Source organism: Shuttleworthella sp., assembly GCF_057251025.1.
In genome coordinates this window covers 1-15,446 of sequence record NZ_DBHIDN010000028.1, presented here as the reverse complement: position 1 = coordinate 15,446, position 15,446 = coordinate 1, and the positions used below count along the sequence as shown (strand labels likewise).

The following is a 15,446-nucleotide window of genomic DNA, read 5'->3' as shown; positions in this document are numbered from 1 at the left end:
AGGGGTAGAAGCGCTCTCCCCCCTGCAGGCGATAGCAGGACTCATAGAAGGCATCAACGGCTTTGGTTCCCCCTTCCGCGAAGTGCCTGATGCTTGATTCCGGATCCTCCAGGAAAGCCTTGGCCAGGAGGCCAAGATCCACCTGCTGTCGCATAAAATAGTTGAACTGGCTCTCTGTCATGGCCCGGTCATAAGTAGATCCGTCGGGCTTGGTCACCGTCACATCGATGACAATTTCCTCGTCCTCCCTGTCCTCATCCGCCCGTGTGACCTTGCCCTCCTGAACCGGCTCAGCCTTGGCCATGCGGAAATTCAGATCTTCCTCGTCATAGCTGCTCTCACCCCTTGAGACAGAGAGTATCTTCTCCACCAGAGCCCTTTGCAGGACAATCTTCTCGGAGAAGGGATTGACAATGATCCCGGCGATATCCGCCTGCATGGTCAGCTGGCATGCCCCAATAAAACCGACCCTGGTCAGGGCATCCGATTTGGGTGCGCCCTCCCCTGAGGGCAAGGTGTTGACCGACGTATAGAGGGGGAGCCAGAATTTCTTCTCGTCGTCCTGCAGGAAGACCGGATGCGCATCTCCCTTTGGATCCACCGTAGACGGTGAGATCACATCTGCCTTGGCAAGGCAGTCAAGCATGGACAGGAAAGACTCCCTGTCGCCGCGCTCGGAAAATGCCCGGATGATGTCTCTTGTCTTGCGATCGTCAATTGCCAGCGCTTGCAGACGATCTCTCATGCGAATTGCCATCTTACACTCACTTATTCTTGAAGTAGTCGTCAATCCCCTTGGCCGCTTCCTTACCTGCGCCCATAGCCAGAATCACTGTGGCCGCCCCGGTCACGGCATCGCCGCCCGCGAAGACTCCTTCCTTCGTAGTAGCTCCGAAGTCGCCCTCCGTCACAATACAACCGCGCCGGTTGGTGTCCAAGCCCCGCGTCGTGTGAGAGATCAGGGGATTGGGGGAAGTTCCGAGAGACATGATCACCGTATCACAAGAGATCTCATACTCAGAGCCCGGGATCTCCACCGGACGACGGCGGCCGGATTCATCGGGTTCTCCCAGTTCCATCTTGATGATGCGACAGCCCTTGACCCAGCCCTTTTCATCTACCAGGACTTCTGTTGGGTTCTGAAGCAGGTCGAAGATAATTCCCTCTTCCTTGGCGTGGTGCACTTCCTCTGCACGGGCCGGGAGTTCCTCCTCCGAGCGGCGGTAGACTACATGGACCTCCGCACCCAGGCGAAGGGCGGTGCGGGCTGCGTCCATAGCCACATTGCCACCGCCGACAACGACCACCTTCTTGCCGCGGGCAATGGGTGTGTCATAGTTCTCATCATATGCCTTCATCAAGTTATTGCGGGTCAGGAACTCATTGGCCGAGAATACTCCGTTGGCCTGTTCCCCCGGAATTCCCATAAAGCGGGGAAGTCCTGCGCCGGAGCCGATGAAGACGGCCTCGAAGCCCTCCTCTTCCATCAGCTCGTCAATGGTTACAGAGCGTCCGATGACGACATTCTCCTCGATCTTAACGCCGAGGGTCTTGACATTCTCGACCTCATGGCGGACCACCTTGTCCTTGGGCAGACGGAATTCCGGTATTCCATAGACCAGAACCCCTCCGGCCCGATGCAGGGCCTCGAAAATCGTGACCTCGTAGCCCATCTTGGCCAGGTCCCCGGCACAGGTCAAGCCTGCGGGTCCTGCTCCGATCACAGCGACCTTATGGCCATTGGGTGTGGACTTATTCTCGGGCTTAATCCCCCGGGCTGCAGCCGTGTCCGCCGCGTAGCGCTCGAGCTTTCCGATCGCAACAGGTTCTCCCTTGATTCCCCGGACACAGACGCCCTCGCACTGGGTCTCCTGGGGGCAGACCCTGCCGCAGACCGCGGGAAGGGCAGAGGACAGAGATATGGTCCTATAGGCGGCCGCAGGATCTTTCGCCTTGATTTCCTGGATGAAGGCCGGAATATTAATCCCGACGGGACAGCCCGCAACGCAGCGGGGATTCTTGCAGTTGAGGCAGCGGTTGGCCTCAAGCACCGCCTCTTCCTCGGTATAACCAAGACATACTTCTTCGAAATTCTTGGCGCGGACCGCCGGCTCTTGCTCAGCGATCGGCACCCTTACCATCATATCCTGTGCCATTACTTGTCACCTCCGCAATTGCCGCAGCCGCCGTGATGGCTGCTTCCCTCTTTCAGCGCCAGCATCGCCCGTCCCTCTTCCGTCTTGTACTGCTGCTGACGCACCATAGCCGCGTCCCAGTCCACCTTGTGACCGTCAAACTCCGGTCCGTCAACACAGGCAAACTTGACCTCGTCTGCGACCAGAATCCGGCAGGCTCCGCACATGCCGGTCCCGTCCACCATAATGGGATTCATGGAGACCTCGGTATGGATTCCTAGCTCTGCTGTCAGCTTGCAGACGAATTTCATCATGATCATAGGACCGATGGCGACACAGTGATCATAGCGCTCTCCTGCGTCCCACAGCGCCTGCAGCTGATTGGTCCCCATGCCATGGAAGCCGTAGGATCCGTCATCTGTGCAGACGTAGAGATGGTCTGCCACCTCCTCCATATTGTCAACATAGAAGAGAAGGTCCTTGTTGCGGGATCCCATGATGACCGTCGCCGGAATGCCATGCTCCTTAAGCCACTTGACCTGGGGATAGATGGGGGCGGTTCCGACACCGCCGCAGATGAAGACGATCTTCTTCTTCCTGGTCTCCTCCAGATTCTCCTCCAGACAGAGTACGGAGGGACGGCCCAGGGGACCGATGAAATCCTCAAAGGACTCCCCCGCCTCCATGAAGGACATACGCTCCGTAGAAGCTCCAACGGTCTGGAAGACAATAGTGATGGTTCCCTGTTCGCGATCATAGTCGCAGATGGTCAGGGGAATACGCTCGCCCACCTCGTCGATCTTGGCGATGATGAACTGGCCCGGCAGGCACTTATGCGCCACGCGCGGAGCCCTGACCACCATCTCGAAGATCTTGTCGGCAAGCTTTGCCTTACTCAGGATCTGATACATAGTTTTCCTCCCAAATGATCTCCGAACGAAACGGAGATACCTGTGCCAACGACAGCATTAAGCCATTGTTCATAAGGATACCATTTTATCAGCTCTTTATCTACGGATTCCGCCCCGGTTCGGATACTTTTTGGGAGACAATCCGGCCTGATCGCATGCGCTCCGACTCAAAAAAGAGACCGCCGGCAGGGCAGGTGTAAATGATTATCCTCCATACAGACCTGAAGGCCCTCTCCGATCATGAGAAATAGACCAGTTCATCCTTAGGTTTGGGGGCCGCCTTGATTTGGACCGGATAGAGGACCGGTCCCTTGCCCGCGTACTCTTTGGCGAATTCGTACTTGATCTCCGCCGTCAGGTCAATCCAGGACTTGTGAGCTACCTCGTAGGCCTTCTCATACTTTGCCTTCATTCCGAGGAACTGGACATCTTCAATACAGCATGTCATGGCAAAGCGGCCGGGCACGAAGACATTTCTCCGGTTCTTGCCTGCCCCCTCCCGGGGATTATAAACGAGACCTGTAAAATGCACCCGTTTTCCGTCATATTTCTGAGGATGATCCATGCAATCCATGAACCAGAGGGCATAATCGGCATCTGAGATTTCCAGGAGTTCTGCGCTGATGTCAAAGGGGAGCCTGTCCTCTGTGTTATCCACACTCCCGTCTGCCCTCTCATATACCAGCTGAGCTTTCCGGTTCACCGCCTTGATGGCTGCCCGGAATTTCGTCTTGGGCGTCTTATCGTCACAGCGATTCAATATCACGACGTCCGCATGAAAGACCTGTTCCATAATCATGGCCCGCATATTGAGCTGATACATCTCAAAGGTCTCCGCATCCACCGTCGCCAAAGACTGGACGATGACCCAGCCGACGGGAAGCTGCATCTCGTAGACAGGCCCCGTCTCCCAGGTCCCGTTGTACTCAATGAAGACAAGATCCGGCTTGTAGCCGGCATTCAGCTCCACCAGCTTCTCATATGTGAAGTCTTTCTCATCCTCAATCCAGGCAAGGCTTCCCCCGATTGCGGCAAGCGCCGCCTCATCATACTCCTCCTCACCGTCCTCACAGGCGATGAGCAGGAAACGGCTGCCTTGGTCCGTAAAGTTGTTCTCAAAAAGAGTCTCCCGTATCAGGCTGGTCTTACCGGAATCCATGAATCCGGAAAAGAAGTAGATGGGAATTTCTCTTGCCATCCTTGCATCTCCTATCTTAAGCCAGGCCGAAGAGCTTCTCGAGCTTCTCCTCCTCGATATCTGTGCCTATGACAACCAGGCGGCCGGTATAATCCGGCTCTCCGGTCCGAATCTCATACTCTCCGTCAACCAGATCGAAATAGATCCAGCTTCCGTCCTCCGCGGGCACAATCCCCTTGGACCTTACCACGTAGCCGAAATCCTCCGTCTCGGCCAGGGCCTGCATGGCGTCCTCAATCGTCTTGCGACTGAAGATGTGAGGCGTCTCCCGACCCCAGCTCGTGAAAACATCGTCCGCATGATGGTGATCATGTCCATGATGACAGCAGTGTCCGTCCCCGTGGTGATGCTCGTGGTGATGGCAGTCATGACCCTCCGCGTGATCGTGGTCCTGGTGATGGCAGCCACAAGCCTCCGCGTGATCGTGGTCCTGGTGGCCCTCATGATCATGATGATGGTGATGATGCTCTTCCTCCTCCTGCTCGTGATGCATGAAGGCCAGGGCCTGTACCTCCAGAGAGTCCTTGCCCTCAATGGCGGACAGGAGCGCTCTGCCGGTCAATTGATCCCAGGGAGTGGTAATCACAGTGGCCTTGGGATTATGCTCTTGAACCTCCTCCGTACAGAATTCCAGCTGGTCGGGGCTAGCCTTCTGGCTGCGGGAGAGGACAACGGTCGTCGCGTGCTCAATCTGGTCCATGAAGAACTCCCCGAAGGCCTTCATCTGCTTTGCCGCCTTGAGCGCATTGATCACGGTGACAAGGGCTCCCATCTCGCAGTCCATTGTCTTGGCCACATCCATGACAGACACCATGACGTCCGACAGTTTGGCCACGCCGGAGGGCTCGACCAGAATCCGGTCCGGATGGTAGGTCTCGATGACTTCCTTCAGGTTGGCTGTGAAATCTCCTACCAGGGTACAGCAGACGCAGCCCCCGTTGATCTCGGATACCGTGATCCCGGTCTCCTTGAGAAAGCCTGCGTCGATGCCGATCTCCCCGAACTCATTCTCGACAATCACGACCTTCTCGTCCTGAAGGGCATCCTCGATCATCTTCTTCATAAATGTCGTCTTTCCGGATCCCAGGAATCCGGAGATAATATCAATCTTGGTCTTAGCCATCTCTCATCCTTTCCCGACGGGATCATCCCGTCCTACAGCCAAAGCAGGCTCTTACATCCGATCCGGTGCCTCAAAGCCCAGGAGGTCAATGCACTTCTCCAGAATCCTTTTGGTCAGGACCAGGAGGGCGATATAGGACTCTCTCTGCCTTAGGTCCTCCTCTGTCAGGATCTTGGTCTCATGATAGAAGCGGTTGAAGGCGTTGGATAAGTCATAGATATAGGCGCAGATCTTGTGGGGCGCCAATTCCTCATAGGCCGCCGCGAAGATATCTCCGAAGCGGACCGCAAGCTGGATCAGGTCTTTCTCGCTGGAAGAAGCCGGCGGCAGGATCGCAAGCCGGTCTGAGCCGGTCTGCTCCTCATAGCGCTTTAAGATCGACTTGATCCGGACAATCGTATAGAGAATATAGGGACCGGTATTCCCCTCAGCGGAGGTAAAGCGGTCCAGATCGAAAACATAATCCTTCGAGGCCTGGTTGGCAAGATCCCCGTACTTAAGCGCGGCCAGGCCGACAATCTCCGCGGTCTTCCGGGCTTCCTCTCCCTCCATGTGGCCGCCGTCCAGGATCTTCCTGAGCATTTTCTCATTGACATCGGCCAGGAGATTCTCAAGCCGCATAACGCCGCCGTCCCTGGTCTTGAAGGGCTTCCCGTCCTTGCCGTTCATGGTTCCGAAGCCCAGGAAGACGAGCTTGGTGTCCGGGGACACAATGCCGGTCTTCCTGGCTGCGCGGAAGCACTGGACGAAGTGGAGCTCCTGGCGCTTGTCAACCACATAGATGATTTCCCCGGGCTGATAGACTTCCTCCCGCATCACAAGCGTGGCCAGGTCTGTGGTGTTGTAGAGGGAAGACCCGTCCGACTTCAAAATCATGCAGGGAGGCATCTCCTTGCTGTCGGATGCTTCCGCCACATCGACCACCAGAGCTCCCTCGGAGAGATAAGCGAAGCCATCTCGCTTCATCTTCTCGACCATGGCCGGAATATAGGGCTGAGCATCGGACTCGCCCTTCCAGAGGTCGAAGGAGACCTCCAGATTCTCATAGTTTCTCTTCAAATCAGTCACGGAGACAGAAAGGATATGCTTTAAGAGGGCCCGATAGCCCCTTCTGCCCTGCTGGAGCTCATTGGTCGCCTGCATGGCGGCGGCGTGATAGGTCTCATCCTCCTTGGACTTAGCGGAGGCGCAGGGATAGATCTCCTCCAGCTCAGAAATGGTAAAGGGCGCCTCCGCCGGATATTCTCCCTCATATTCCGGATCAAAATAGACCAGGTCGGGCTTTCGCTCATGCAGTTCCGTGATAATGAGCCCCATCTGCAGGCCCCAGTCTCCCAGATGAATGTCGCCCAGGACCTCATTGCCCGCGAAGCGGTTGATGCGCTTTATGGCCTCTCCGATAATGGCGCTGCGCAGATGCCCTACATGCAAGGGTTTTGCCACATTCGGCCCCCCATAGTCGATGATGATTTTTCTCGGATGCTCCTCCGAGTCCAGGCCCAGTCTCTCCTGATCCTCCGCCATCCGATTGGCATAGTCCGCCAGAAAGTCCCCGGAGATCCGGATATTGAGAAAGCCCGGCTTGACCGCCTCGACAGACAGAAACATCGGCTTGTCAGACAGGCTTTTGGCCAGCTCCTCGGCAATCACAAGGGGGGCCTTATGGTAGATCTTGGCTCCGGCCATGGCGCCGTTACACTGATATTCACAGAGGTCCGGGCGGTTGGATACCGTCACACGGCCAAGCGTCCGGTCGTATCCGGCCGCCTCAAAAGCATCAGCGACCTGGGCGCTGATCAGTTCCAGAATGGCTTGCATAGAATTCCTCTCATCTGCTTTATAAAGGATCGCTGCGGGAACCGGTCAGGGCCCCCTGTCCTATGGAAAATCCGTTAAATTTTAGCATATCTGATGAAACTTGTCACAGACCGCCTTTCTCATACAGCCTGCTCCCGATCCGGCGGCTGATCCACGCGTCCAACCCAAAAAAGAAAAGCCCCGAAGGGGCCATAAAACCATCAATCAATATACAGGGTCCGGCGTCTAAAAGATCACGCGGCGATACTTCCAGAGGGCCAGCCTCAGGATCCAGCCCAGAAGACAGACGGAAATCACTTCTCCGGCGCCGACCGTCAGGGCCAGAAACCAGAAAGCATCTCCCACTCCCCCGGCATATTTGAGGACTAGGGGAATCACCAGGGCATTGACGATGACCGGCGGAAGAGTCGCCAGAAATCCCCTCTTCCGAAGCAGGTAGGTCAGGATCGCTGCGATCAGGGTCGCCAGACTCCCGAAGACAATATCCGCCAGGCCTGCACCCGGAACAATGATATTGGCGATCAGACACCCGACAAAGAGGCCCGGGACAGCTGCCGGTGTGAAGACCGGCAGGATGCAGAGGGCCTCAGAGATCCGGACCTGGATGACTCCGCTGGCCAGACCGAAGGCTGAGATGAAGACGGTCAGGACCACATAGATGGCCGCAATCATAGCCGCCCGGACGATAAACAGTGCGCTGAGTTTCTTTGTATTCATTTGTAATCTCCTTAGTTTTGTTTTACGTGTGGATGGTTTCGAACACACGGCGAGACCTATCATATCACAAAATCTTATTTTTCCCACTTATTGCTCAGCGCATCGATCTGGTCGGCGAACTTGCCCAGATCCTTGTTGGTCCTTCCCTCAGATCGGCGGATGACAGCCATAAGCCGCTCTCCTGCCGCCAAAAGCCGCAGGAAGACGGCAGATCCTGTGTGAGCCTTGGTCTTTTGCTTCTCCTTCTTGACATGGCTTCCGACAGCGATCTGATCCCCGCTGACCAAGTCGAAGCTATCTCCTGAATAAGGAGCATAGGAATCATAACCGCACTCCTCGCGAATTGCGGATGCGAACGCGTCTGTCACCTGATCCTCTCCGTGAACGACAAAGACCCTGGACGGAGCCCGGTCGAAAGCGTGCAGCCATTCCAGGAGCATATTCCGGTCCGCGTGACCGGAGATCCCGGGCAGTTCGCAGATCTGCGCCCTGACCTCGACTTCCTCTCCGAAAAGCTTGATGTGCTTGGCTCCGTTTAGGAGGTTGTAACCAAGGGTTCCGGGGACCTGATAGCCCACAAAGATGACAGAGCACTCCGGTCTCCAGAGATTGTGCTTGAGATGGTGCCGAATGCGCCCGGCCTCGCACATACCGGATGCGGAAATGATCACCTTGGGGCGCGCATCGAAGTTAATGGCCTTGGATTCCTCGGAGGATACCGCCACCCGCAGGCCCGGGAAGGCAATGGGGTTGATCCCCCTCTGCACCATATCAAGGGCCTCCCGGTCAAAGCACTCGGAGACGGACTTGTTGAAGATATTGGTTGCCTCCACCGCCAGAGGAGAATCCATATAGACTTCGAAATCTGCATAGGGGGCGGGGATCATTCCCTCCTCCTTGATCCTCCGAATGAAATAGAGCAATTCCTGGGTTCTTCCCACCGAGAAGGCCGGAAGGACCACATTGCCGCCCCTTCTCAGCGTATCTAAGATAACCTGGGCGAGCGGAACTGCGAAGTCCCGCGGTTTCTCATGAATGCGGTCTCCGTAGGTGGACTCGATCAGGACATAGTCCGCATCGGCAATATTCTGCGGGTTCTTGATGAGAGGGCGGTCATGGTTGCCCAGGTCTCCGGAGAAGACGATCTTGCGCTCTGTCTCTCCCTCCCTCAGCCAGACCTCAATGACGGAAGACCCCAGCAGGTGTCCCGCATCGTTGAAGCGGACCTCAATCTCATCGCAGATGCGGAATTTGCGACCGTAACCGATTCCCGTAAAGAGCCGGAGGGTATTTTCCGCATCCTTGGCGGTATACATGGGCTCTACCAGGTCTCCTCCGCTTCGCCTGGCCTTGCGGTTCTTCCACTCCGCCTCCTGTTCCTGAATATGGGCGGAGTCCTTAAGCATGATATTGCAGAGCTGCTTGGTCGCCTCCGTGGAGAAAATGCTGCCCCGAAAGCCGTGCACATAGAGAAGGGGCAAGAGCCCCGAATGATCAATATGGGCATGGGTCACAAGGACATAGTCAAGGTCCGAGGGGTTCACCGGGATCTCCTGGTTCTCATAGATATCCGCGCCCTGCTCCATACCGCAGTCCACTAAGAACTTCTTGTCCCCCACCTCAACATAGTGGCAGGAGCCGGTCACTTCATGGGCCGCCCCGATAAATGTGATTTTCATAAATTACCCCTCCGAATCCTCAGTTCTCGATTCTCCCGGACGCAAGACGATGGATCTGCTTATGCCGGCTGATCTGAATCTCAACCGCGTCCGTCTCTTCTTTGCAGGCAGCCTCTGCCCCCCGCTCCTTTTGCTCCATCTCCCTCAGGTAATCAAAGGCGGGCAGGTAGCAATTGGCCCTCTTCCACACGAGCCGGTCCGGGATCTGCCTTCCCTCGAAGCGGCTCTCGTCCATATTGTGGAGCAGGTCTGCCATCTTGACCTTGCGGGCCAGGGGATTGACCGCCAGACGCTTGATGTAATCCATATAGGGGATCTGCTTGTCATGGGTCAGGAGGTCCACAGCATCTGCGACCTCATCTCCGAAGATGGACCGGATCTCTTCGACCGTCGCACCGGAATCCTCCACCGTATCGTGCAGCCAGGCGGCGCATTTCTCCTTGGGGTCTCTGAGAAAAGAAGCAACCGTGCGGGGATGCTCTATGTATGGCACTCCGCACTTGTCTGTCTGCCCCGCGTGACAGTTCTCGGCATAAGCCTCTGCAGCCTTTACAAGTTCCAGATCGGTCATGCTTTCACCTCGTCCATGGTCTGCGATTGCAATATCAATAGCGTCATCTTACCAGGAACCGCCGCCACCGCCGCCGGAGCCGCCGCCGGAGAATCCTCCGCCGGAGCCGCCGCCAAAACTTCCAAAGCCGCTGTCTCCCGAATGACTCCCTGAGAAATCAACGGCCGGAGGCGTGACGGAGGCATGGTAGATGTCTCGATTGACAGCGTCCATCAGGCTGGAATAGTAGTAGTAATTCCAGAACACGTCCCCCCTGTCAGCTCTGACCACATAGGAGGGAGCCGGGATTACAATGTCCTTAAACTTATCCATCCAGACCTTCGAGACCCCAAGAACATAGGCGAAGGGAATAATATTGTAGAAATACTGGGGATTCTCATCCACCAGCATCTGCAGGCGATCCCTCTCCGCCGTCTGGAGAAAAGTCCGAAAGCCCAGAATCCTTCCATAGATCTCATCTCCCTTTTTGGTGCGCTTAGGCATGAAGTGCATGAAAAATGAGATGATCAGGGTCGCGGCAACCGCAATCAGAACCCGGATCAAGAGCCCCCCGGTCAGGAAGCTGAAGGCCCCGATCAGGGAGGAAAGGAAGACCTTTCCTGCGTAGAAGATGATCGCAATGAGTCCGATGGAGATCCCGGAACCGGCCAGGTGTCTTAAGAGCAGGGGAAGACTCATCCCGTTCATTCCCTCAACATTGAAGCCGGCAATCCTCGCGCTTCCGGACACGCGAACAGCGACAAAGCACATCAGAAGGGCAAAAATAAGACCAAGGGCAAGGCTCATGCCCGTTGACGCCCCCTCATGGGAGAGCCCGCCCAACACTGCCACAAAAGAGAGCAGCATCACGAGGGCCAGCAAAACAGCATTCAGAAAAATGTCCCGGTTCGTGTAGTTCTCATCTTTCACCTTGGAGTGAAGGTTCTCACGCTTTAAGATATCCTCGCAGGTCTGATAAAAGCCACCGATCAGGTCGGAATGCTTGACCCGGCTTCCCTTCTTAAAGAGGCCCTTGAGAAAGAGCCGCTCGCTCTCATTATTTCCGCTGTAGCCGGCTTTCTTCTCATAGGTAATGCGCTTGCCGGTCTCCTTTTTATCGGGGTTCTCTTCGATGGTCAGATAACCCTCATTGGCCAGATAGGGAATGAGGGTTGGAATATCCGAAGCCCTGACCTTGCCGCGGTAAGCCATAGCCACATCCAGACTGTTATAGCCCTCCGGCGGATAGAACTGAACGCTCTCTATAACCTTTCTGTCATTGCCGAAGAGGAGCCAGAAAATCACCGCAACAACCACTCCCAGCAGAGCCAGGCCAAGGGTGAGGATGATCCCGTAATCCAAGGGTTGGGTGAAGTAGCCCTCAGGCAGGGTCATTCGGACCGTATATGCTTGATTGCTCTTCAGCTGGCGCATCAGCTTCCCCTGAATGGTTCTCCCCTCTATCTGATAGAGGGTGTCTCCGGTTCGCGTGCTTCCATATCCACCGGAGGTGAATCCCAGGCTCCTTGCCTCCTCCTCCGTAATATCCTCAGGCATTGTGATTTTGAAAGTCACATTGCCGATGGTTGTGTCCCAGTCCGCCCCGATCAGGTTGAAGTAGAACTCGTCCGCTCCCTTTAGAGTTTCTCTGCCCAGGTAATATTGGTAGCTGAACTGATATTTCACCGGCCCGTAGACATAGCTGTCCCCGTCACCGAGTTTGATCTTGGCCTTTCCGCTTGACCGCTGCACAGAGGCCTTGGTATTGGCCTTGATGTCCGTCAGCCTGGCGCGATACTTGCCGGAGGTCCCATCTTCTCTCCGGTAAGTTCCGGCCGTCGGGATCGTGCGGATCAGACCGTGCTTTCGGCTGGTGAAATAGGCCTGTATGGTCTCCTTGACCTCATAACTATGATCCTCTTTCACCTCGATATCCAGATGATAGGCATCGATCACGTAGCCGCCTGCCAGCCCATCGCTTCCGTCATGTCTGGGAATCAGGTCCTCGCTCTTAGACAGATCCAGCTGATCGGTATTTCCAAAGGCATCGCCCGCTGCCAGGACCGGCTCTGTGACCAAAAGACTTGCTGAAATCGCCAGAAGAAGGGCCAGAAGGGGAGCAGTCCATCTCGTTTTGAATGTCCTGTGTCTCATCGCATCTCCCCCCTCACTGCTGTTCATAGTCAGACCCTGCGTAGAGTCTCGCCAAGGGCAGGTGGAGCATATCGGCAATCAGGTTGCCGGGGAAGGTCTCGATCTTCTGATTATAGGTCTTGACGCAGCCGTTGAAATAGCGGACTGCATACTCTAAGTCCCGGTCCTCTTTCTTCTTCTCCTCCTCCGTCATCCCCTCCGCCTGCTTCTTCTCATAGGTTCTGCGGACGGACTCCATGGTGGCGAGAGCTTCCTCCGTCTGCTTGCGCAGGCGGAGAATCCCGTTGTAGTTGACAACAAAAGCGATTATGGCGGACAGGATCACAAGCCCGACAATTACAGCTATAAAAGCCATCTTATTTCCTCCTCATTCCTTCCGGTTCGTGGCAGGCTTATCCCCTGTCCTGCGTTTGCGGCAGAACCGTGCGCATGGTCACCTTGGGTCCGCCTCTGTGCTCAATATAGTCCTCTGTGATCTCCACCTCTCCGATATCCGGATCCTTGGGGATCTCATACATGATGTCCATCATGTACTCCTCAATGATAGCGCGCAGAGCCCTGGCCCCCAGCTCCTCCTTGGCCGCTTTTCTCGCGATGGCCCGAAAAGCCCCCTCCGAGAAGGTCAGCTTGACCTCGTCTAAGGCCAGGAGCTTCTGGTACTGCTTTATGATTGCATTCTTGGGCTCCGTCAGAATACGGACGAACATCTCCTCATCCAGCTGCTGGAAAGCGGTCACGATCGGAAGACGGCCCAGGAACTCCGGGATCATGCCGAAATTCCGCAGGTCCTCGCTTCTGACCTTCTCCAGAATGTGGATGTCCTTGCCGATATCCTGCTTTAGTTCCGAGGTGAAGCCCATGGAAGACCGCTTGGACAGACGCTCCTTGATAATATCCTCAAGTCCCGGGAAAGCACCCCCGACAATAAAGAGGATATTTTTGGTGTTGACGCTTGTCATGGGAACCATGGCGTTCTTGGAGGATGCTCCCACGGGAACCTCGATATCCGCCCCCTCCAGGAGTTTTAACATCCCCTGCTGCACACTCTCACCGGAGACATCTCTGGAGTGAGTGTTCTTCTTCTTGGCCAGCTTGTCGATCTCGTCGACGAAGATAATTCCCTGCTCCGCCCGGTCTACATCGTTGTCCGCGGCCGCAAGCAGCTTGGAGACAACCGATTCGATATCATCCCCGATATAGCCTGCCTCCGTCAGGGAGGTGGCGTCCGTGATGGCCAGGGGCACATTAAGGAGTCTGGCCAGGGTCCGGACCATATAAGTCTTGCCGCTTCCGGTTGGCCCTATGATTAAGATATTGGACTTCTCAATGTCCACTCCGTCCAGGTCCTCCTGGGTTCCCAGTTCTCTCTGGTTTTTCTGCTCGGAGGCAATTCTCTTGTAATGGTTGTAGACGGCGACAGAGATCATCTTCTTGGCCTTATCCTGGCCGACGACGAACTGATCCAGCTGTTCTTTGATCTTGTGTGGGGCCGGAATATCCTTGATATCAAGCGTGGGATAGTCGTCATCTTCCTTTTTCCCATCAACCCCGGGCTTGCTTCTCTTCTTGATTTTGGGCCCCTGTCCCATTCCCATCAAGCCTCCCTGAAGCAGGTCTCCCAGGTTGAACATGCCAAAGCCCGGGAAATTGGGATATGATGTCTGATTGGCATTCTGATTCTGGCTTTCCCCGGGCTCCTGCCCCGGGGCCTGCCCTGGCTCCTGGGTCCCCTCACCCGGCTTTCCCTTCGTCCTGTTCGGCCCCTCTTCCATCAAAGCACTGCCATCGATAGGGCTTCCATCCGGTCTGACCACATCCGCTTCCGGAGGGTTTGTCCCGGGCCTGCTGGGATTTTTTCCCTCTCCTGTCGACGGCGTCATCTGCCTTAATGCCGCCGGATCCATGGGAAATCCCATCCGCTCCATCATCTCAAGGCTCTTCTGCATACAGTCGGTACAAATGGTGATATTCCCCGGCAGATGAATCATCTTGCCGGCAAGAGAGGAATTGCGGTGACAGACACTGCAGACTTCCTCATAATTTTGATTGTCAGACATATATCTCCTCTGTTTGGGTACGGTTCCTTTGTTTCTTAGTTTCTTACCGCGTTCATTTTACCATACCTGTCGCTTTGTTTTTCGTATAGATATAGCCTCGCGCAAAATAGATAGCGTATGACTATGTTCGCAAAAGTTGAATCGTAGAAAAGCCATTGAGGCTCATGTAGAATGATTTGTGACCAAACAAACAACTACAAAGGAGAACTCTCAATGGCTCAAAACAAGATATTACAAATCTTGCCACTTTACTATTCAGTTTTATGAATCAGCCTGATCCGATGCTTGGTATCCTGGAATGGCTTTGTATCCAAATGATGGAAGCGGTCCGCTCAGAAAGATCTGTTTTTTCGCTCTATTCCCAAGTCCCTCTTTGTTAAAACTCACACCACCTCCTACAGGAACAAGACACATGGAGAAAAACCCGAGTTTAATCGCCGGTCCACTTCCTATCCTTATACTATTGATTTTTGTGGCTGTCAATTTGCATGAAATTGCATGCGCCATTTCATGGCAAATGACATTCAGCATACATCCGGTATAAGCTATTACTATTATCAGCAGATTATTCTCATTCATTTTCTATGACTTCTCATCACTGTCATGATGGCATAGCATATTGCCGTCAGCAGGAGCATATAAATGCAACACTTAAAGTATTGGTACTGAACAAGCGTGTTATTCCATACATTTTCCAATGTTTTATACAGGACGTACATTGGGGACCACTCCACCCATGATTGAAGAACTGTCGGCATAGATTCTTTCTGAATAACAATTCCAGAGCAGAAGAGCATCACAAAAAATACTGTGGACGATATCAACTGCAAAGCTCTCGCACTCAGATGAAATGAAATTATCAGCTTAGTCAGGTTGACAAAGAAGAAATACCCGATCACCATAAAGATCAAAAACAAAAAGATATTCCCCCGAAACTGCACATCCTTATAGCGCCAGAAAACATATATGCAAAGCAAAACCAGCGAAGTAAACAAAAGGATCAGATAAGCTATCGATTGTACAACTGTCCTGAAAAATGATGAAATCGGGAGTTATAGGACAAAACGTGTTGATGAAAACCCCTTTAAAGCCTTGTAAATAGAG

General features: G+C 54.5%; 14 protein-coding genes. All 14 read right to left on the bottom strand.

Features of this window, described 5'->3' with window-relative positions; genetic code table 11:
• On the bottom strand, nt 1-757 hold a 757-nt coding region (locus ACO5R6_RS06820), incomplete at its 3' end, for an SseB family protein (protein WP_485626440.1).
• 7 nt (nt 758-764) lie between these two features.
• Nucleotides 765-2,156, bottom strand: a complete 1,392-nt coding sequence (gene gltA, locus ACO5R6_RS06815) for an NADPH-dependent glutamate synthase (RefSeq protein ID WP_485626439.1) — start codon at nt 2,154-2,156, stop codon at nt 765-767.
• Complete coding sequence (locus ACO5R6_RS06810; RefSeq protein WP_485626438.1) at nt 2,156-3,046, bottom strand: sulfide/dihydroorotate dehydrogenase-like FAD/NAD-binding protein; 891 nt, start codon at nt 3,044-3,046, stop codon at nt 2,156-2,158. Before ACO5R6_RS06810 ends, gltA begins: the two co-directional genes overlap by 1 nt.
• A gap of 238 nt (nt 3,047-3,284) precedes the next feature.
• Entirely contained in the window at nt 3,285-4,244 is a 960-nt protein-coding gene (locus tag ACO5R6_RS06805; protein WP_485626437.1) for a TIGR03943 family putative permease subunit, read from the bottom strand.
• A gap of 16 nt (nt 4,245-4,260) precedes the next feature.
• Entirely contained in the window at nt 4,261-5,367 is a 1,107-nt protein-coding gene (locus ACO5R6_RS06800) for a CobW family GTP-binding protein (RefSeq protein WP_485626436.1), read from the bottom strand.
• A 51-nt stretch (nt 5,368-5,418) separates the two neighbouring features.
• Nucleotides 5,419-7,185, bottom strand: coding sequence for an arginine--tRNA ligase (gene argS / locus ACO5R6_RS06795; RefSeq protein ID WP_485626435.1), 1,767 nt, complete (start codon nt 7,183-7,185; stop codon nt 5,419-5,421).
• 225 nt (nt 7,186-7,410) lie between these two features.
• Nucleotides 7,411-7,902, bottom strand: a complete 492-nt coding sequence (locus ACO5R6_RS06790; protein ID WP_485626434.1) for a QueT transporter family protein — start codon at nt 7,900-7,902, stop codon at nt 7,411-7,413.
• Nucleotides 7,903-7,976: 74 nt separating this feature from the next.
• On the bottom strand, nt 7,977-9,581 hold the full coding sequence (locus ACO5R6_RS06785) for an MBL fold metallo-hydrolase RNA specificity domain-containing protein (protein WP_485626433.1): 1,605 nt from the start codon (nt 9,579-9,581) through the stop codon (nt 7,977-7,979).
• Nucleotides 9,582-9,600: 19 nt separating this feature from the next.
• Nucleotides 9,601-10,152 (bottom strand): HD domain-containing protein, encoded by a 552-nt coding sequence (locus ACO5R6_RS06780; RefSeq protein WP_485626432.1) that lies wholly within the window; start codon nt 10,150-10,152, stop codon nt 9,601-9,603.
• A 48-nt stretch (nt 10,153-10,200) separates the two neighbouring features.
• Complete coding sequence (locus ACO5R6_RS06775) at nt 10,201-12,285, bottom strand: DUF2207 domain-containing protein (RefSeq protein ID WP_485626431.1); 2,085 nt, start codon at nt 12,283-12,285, stop codon at nt 10,201-10,203.
• Between the two features lie 13 nt (nt 12,286-12,298).
• Nucleotides 12,299-12,640 carry a LemA family protein gene (locus ACO5R6_RS06770; protein ID WP_485626430.1) on the bottom strand — a complete coding sequence of 114 codons (342 nt, stop codon included), beginning with the start codon at nt 12,638-12,640 and terminating at the stop codon, nt 12,299-12,301.
• A 37-nt stretch (nt 12,641-12,677) separates the two neighbouring features.
• Entirely contained in the window at nt 12,678-14,342 is a 1,665-nt protein-coding gene (gene clpX, locus ACO5R6_RS06765; RefSeq protein WP_485626429.1) for an ATP-dependent Clp protease ATP-binding subunit ClpX, read from the bottom strand.
• 261 nt (nt 14,343-14,603) lie between these two features.
• Entirely contained in the window at nt 14,604-14,921 is a 318-nt protein-coding gene (locus tag ACO5R6_RS06760) for a M50 family metallopeptidase (RefSeq protein ID WP_485626428.1), read from the bottom strand.
• Nucleotides 14,918-15,355 (bottom strand): ABC transporter permease, encoded by a 438-nt coding sequence (locus tag ACO5R6_RS06755; protein WP_485626441.1) that lies wholly within the window; start codon nt 15,353-15,355, stop codon nt 14,918-14,920. Before ACO5R6_RS06755 ends, ACO5R6_RS06760 begins: the two co-directional genes overlap by 4 nt.
• Nucleotides 15,356-15,446: the final 91 nt, after the last annotated feature.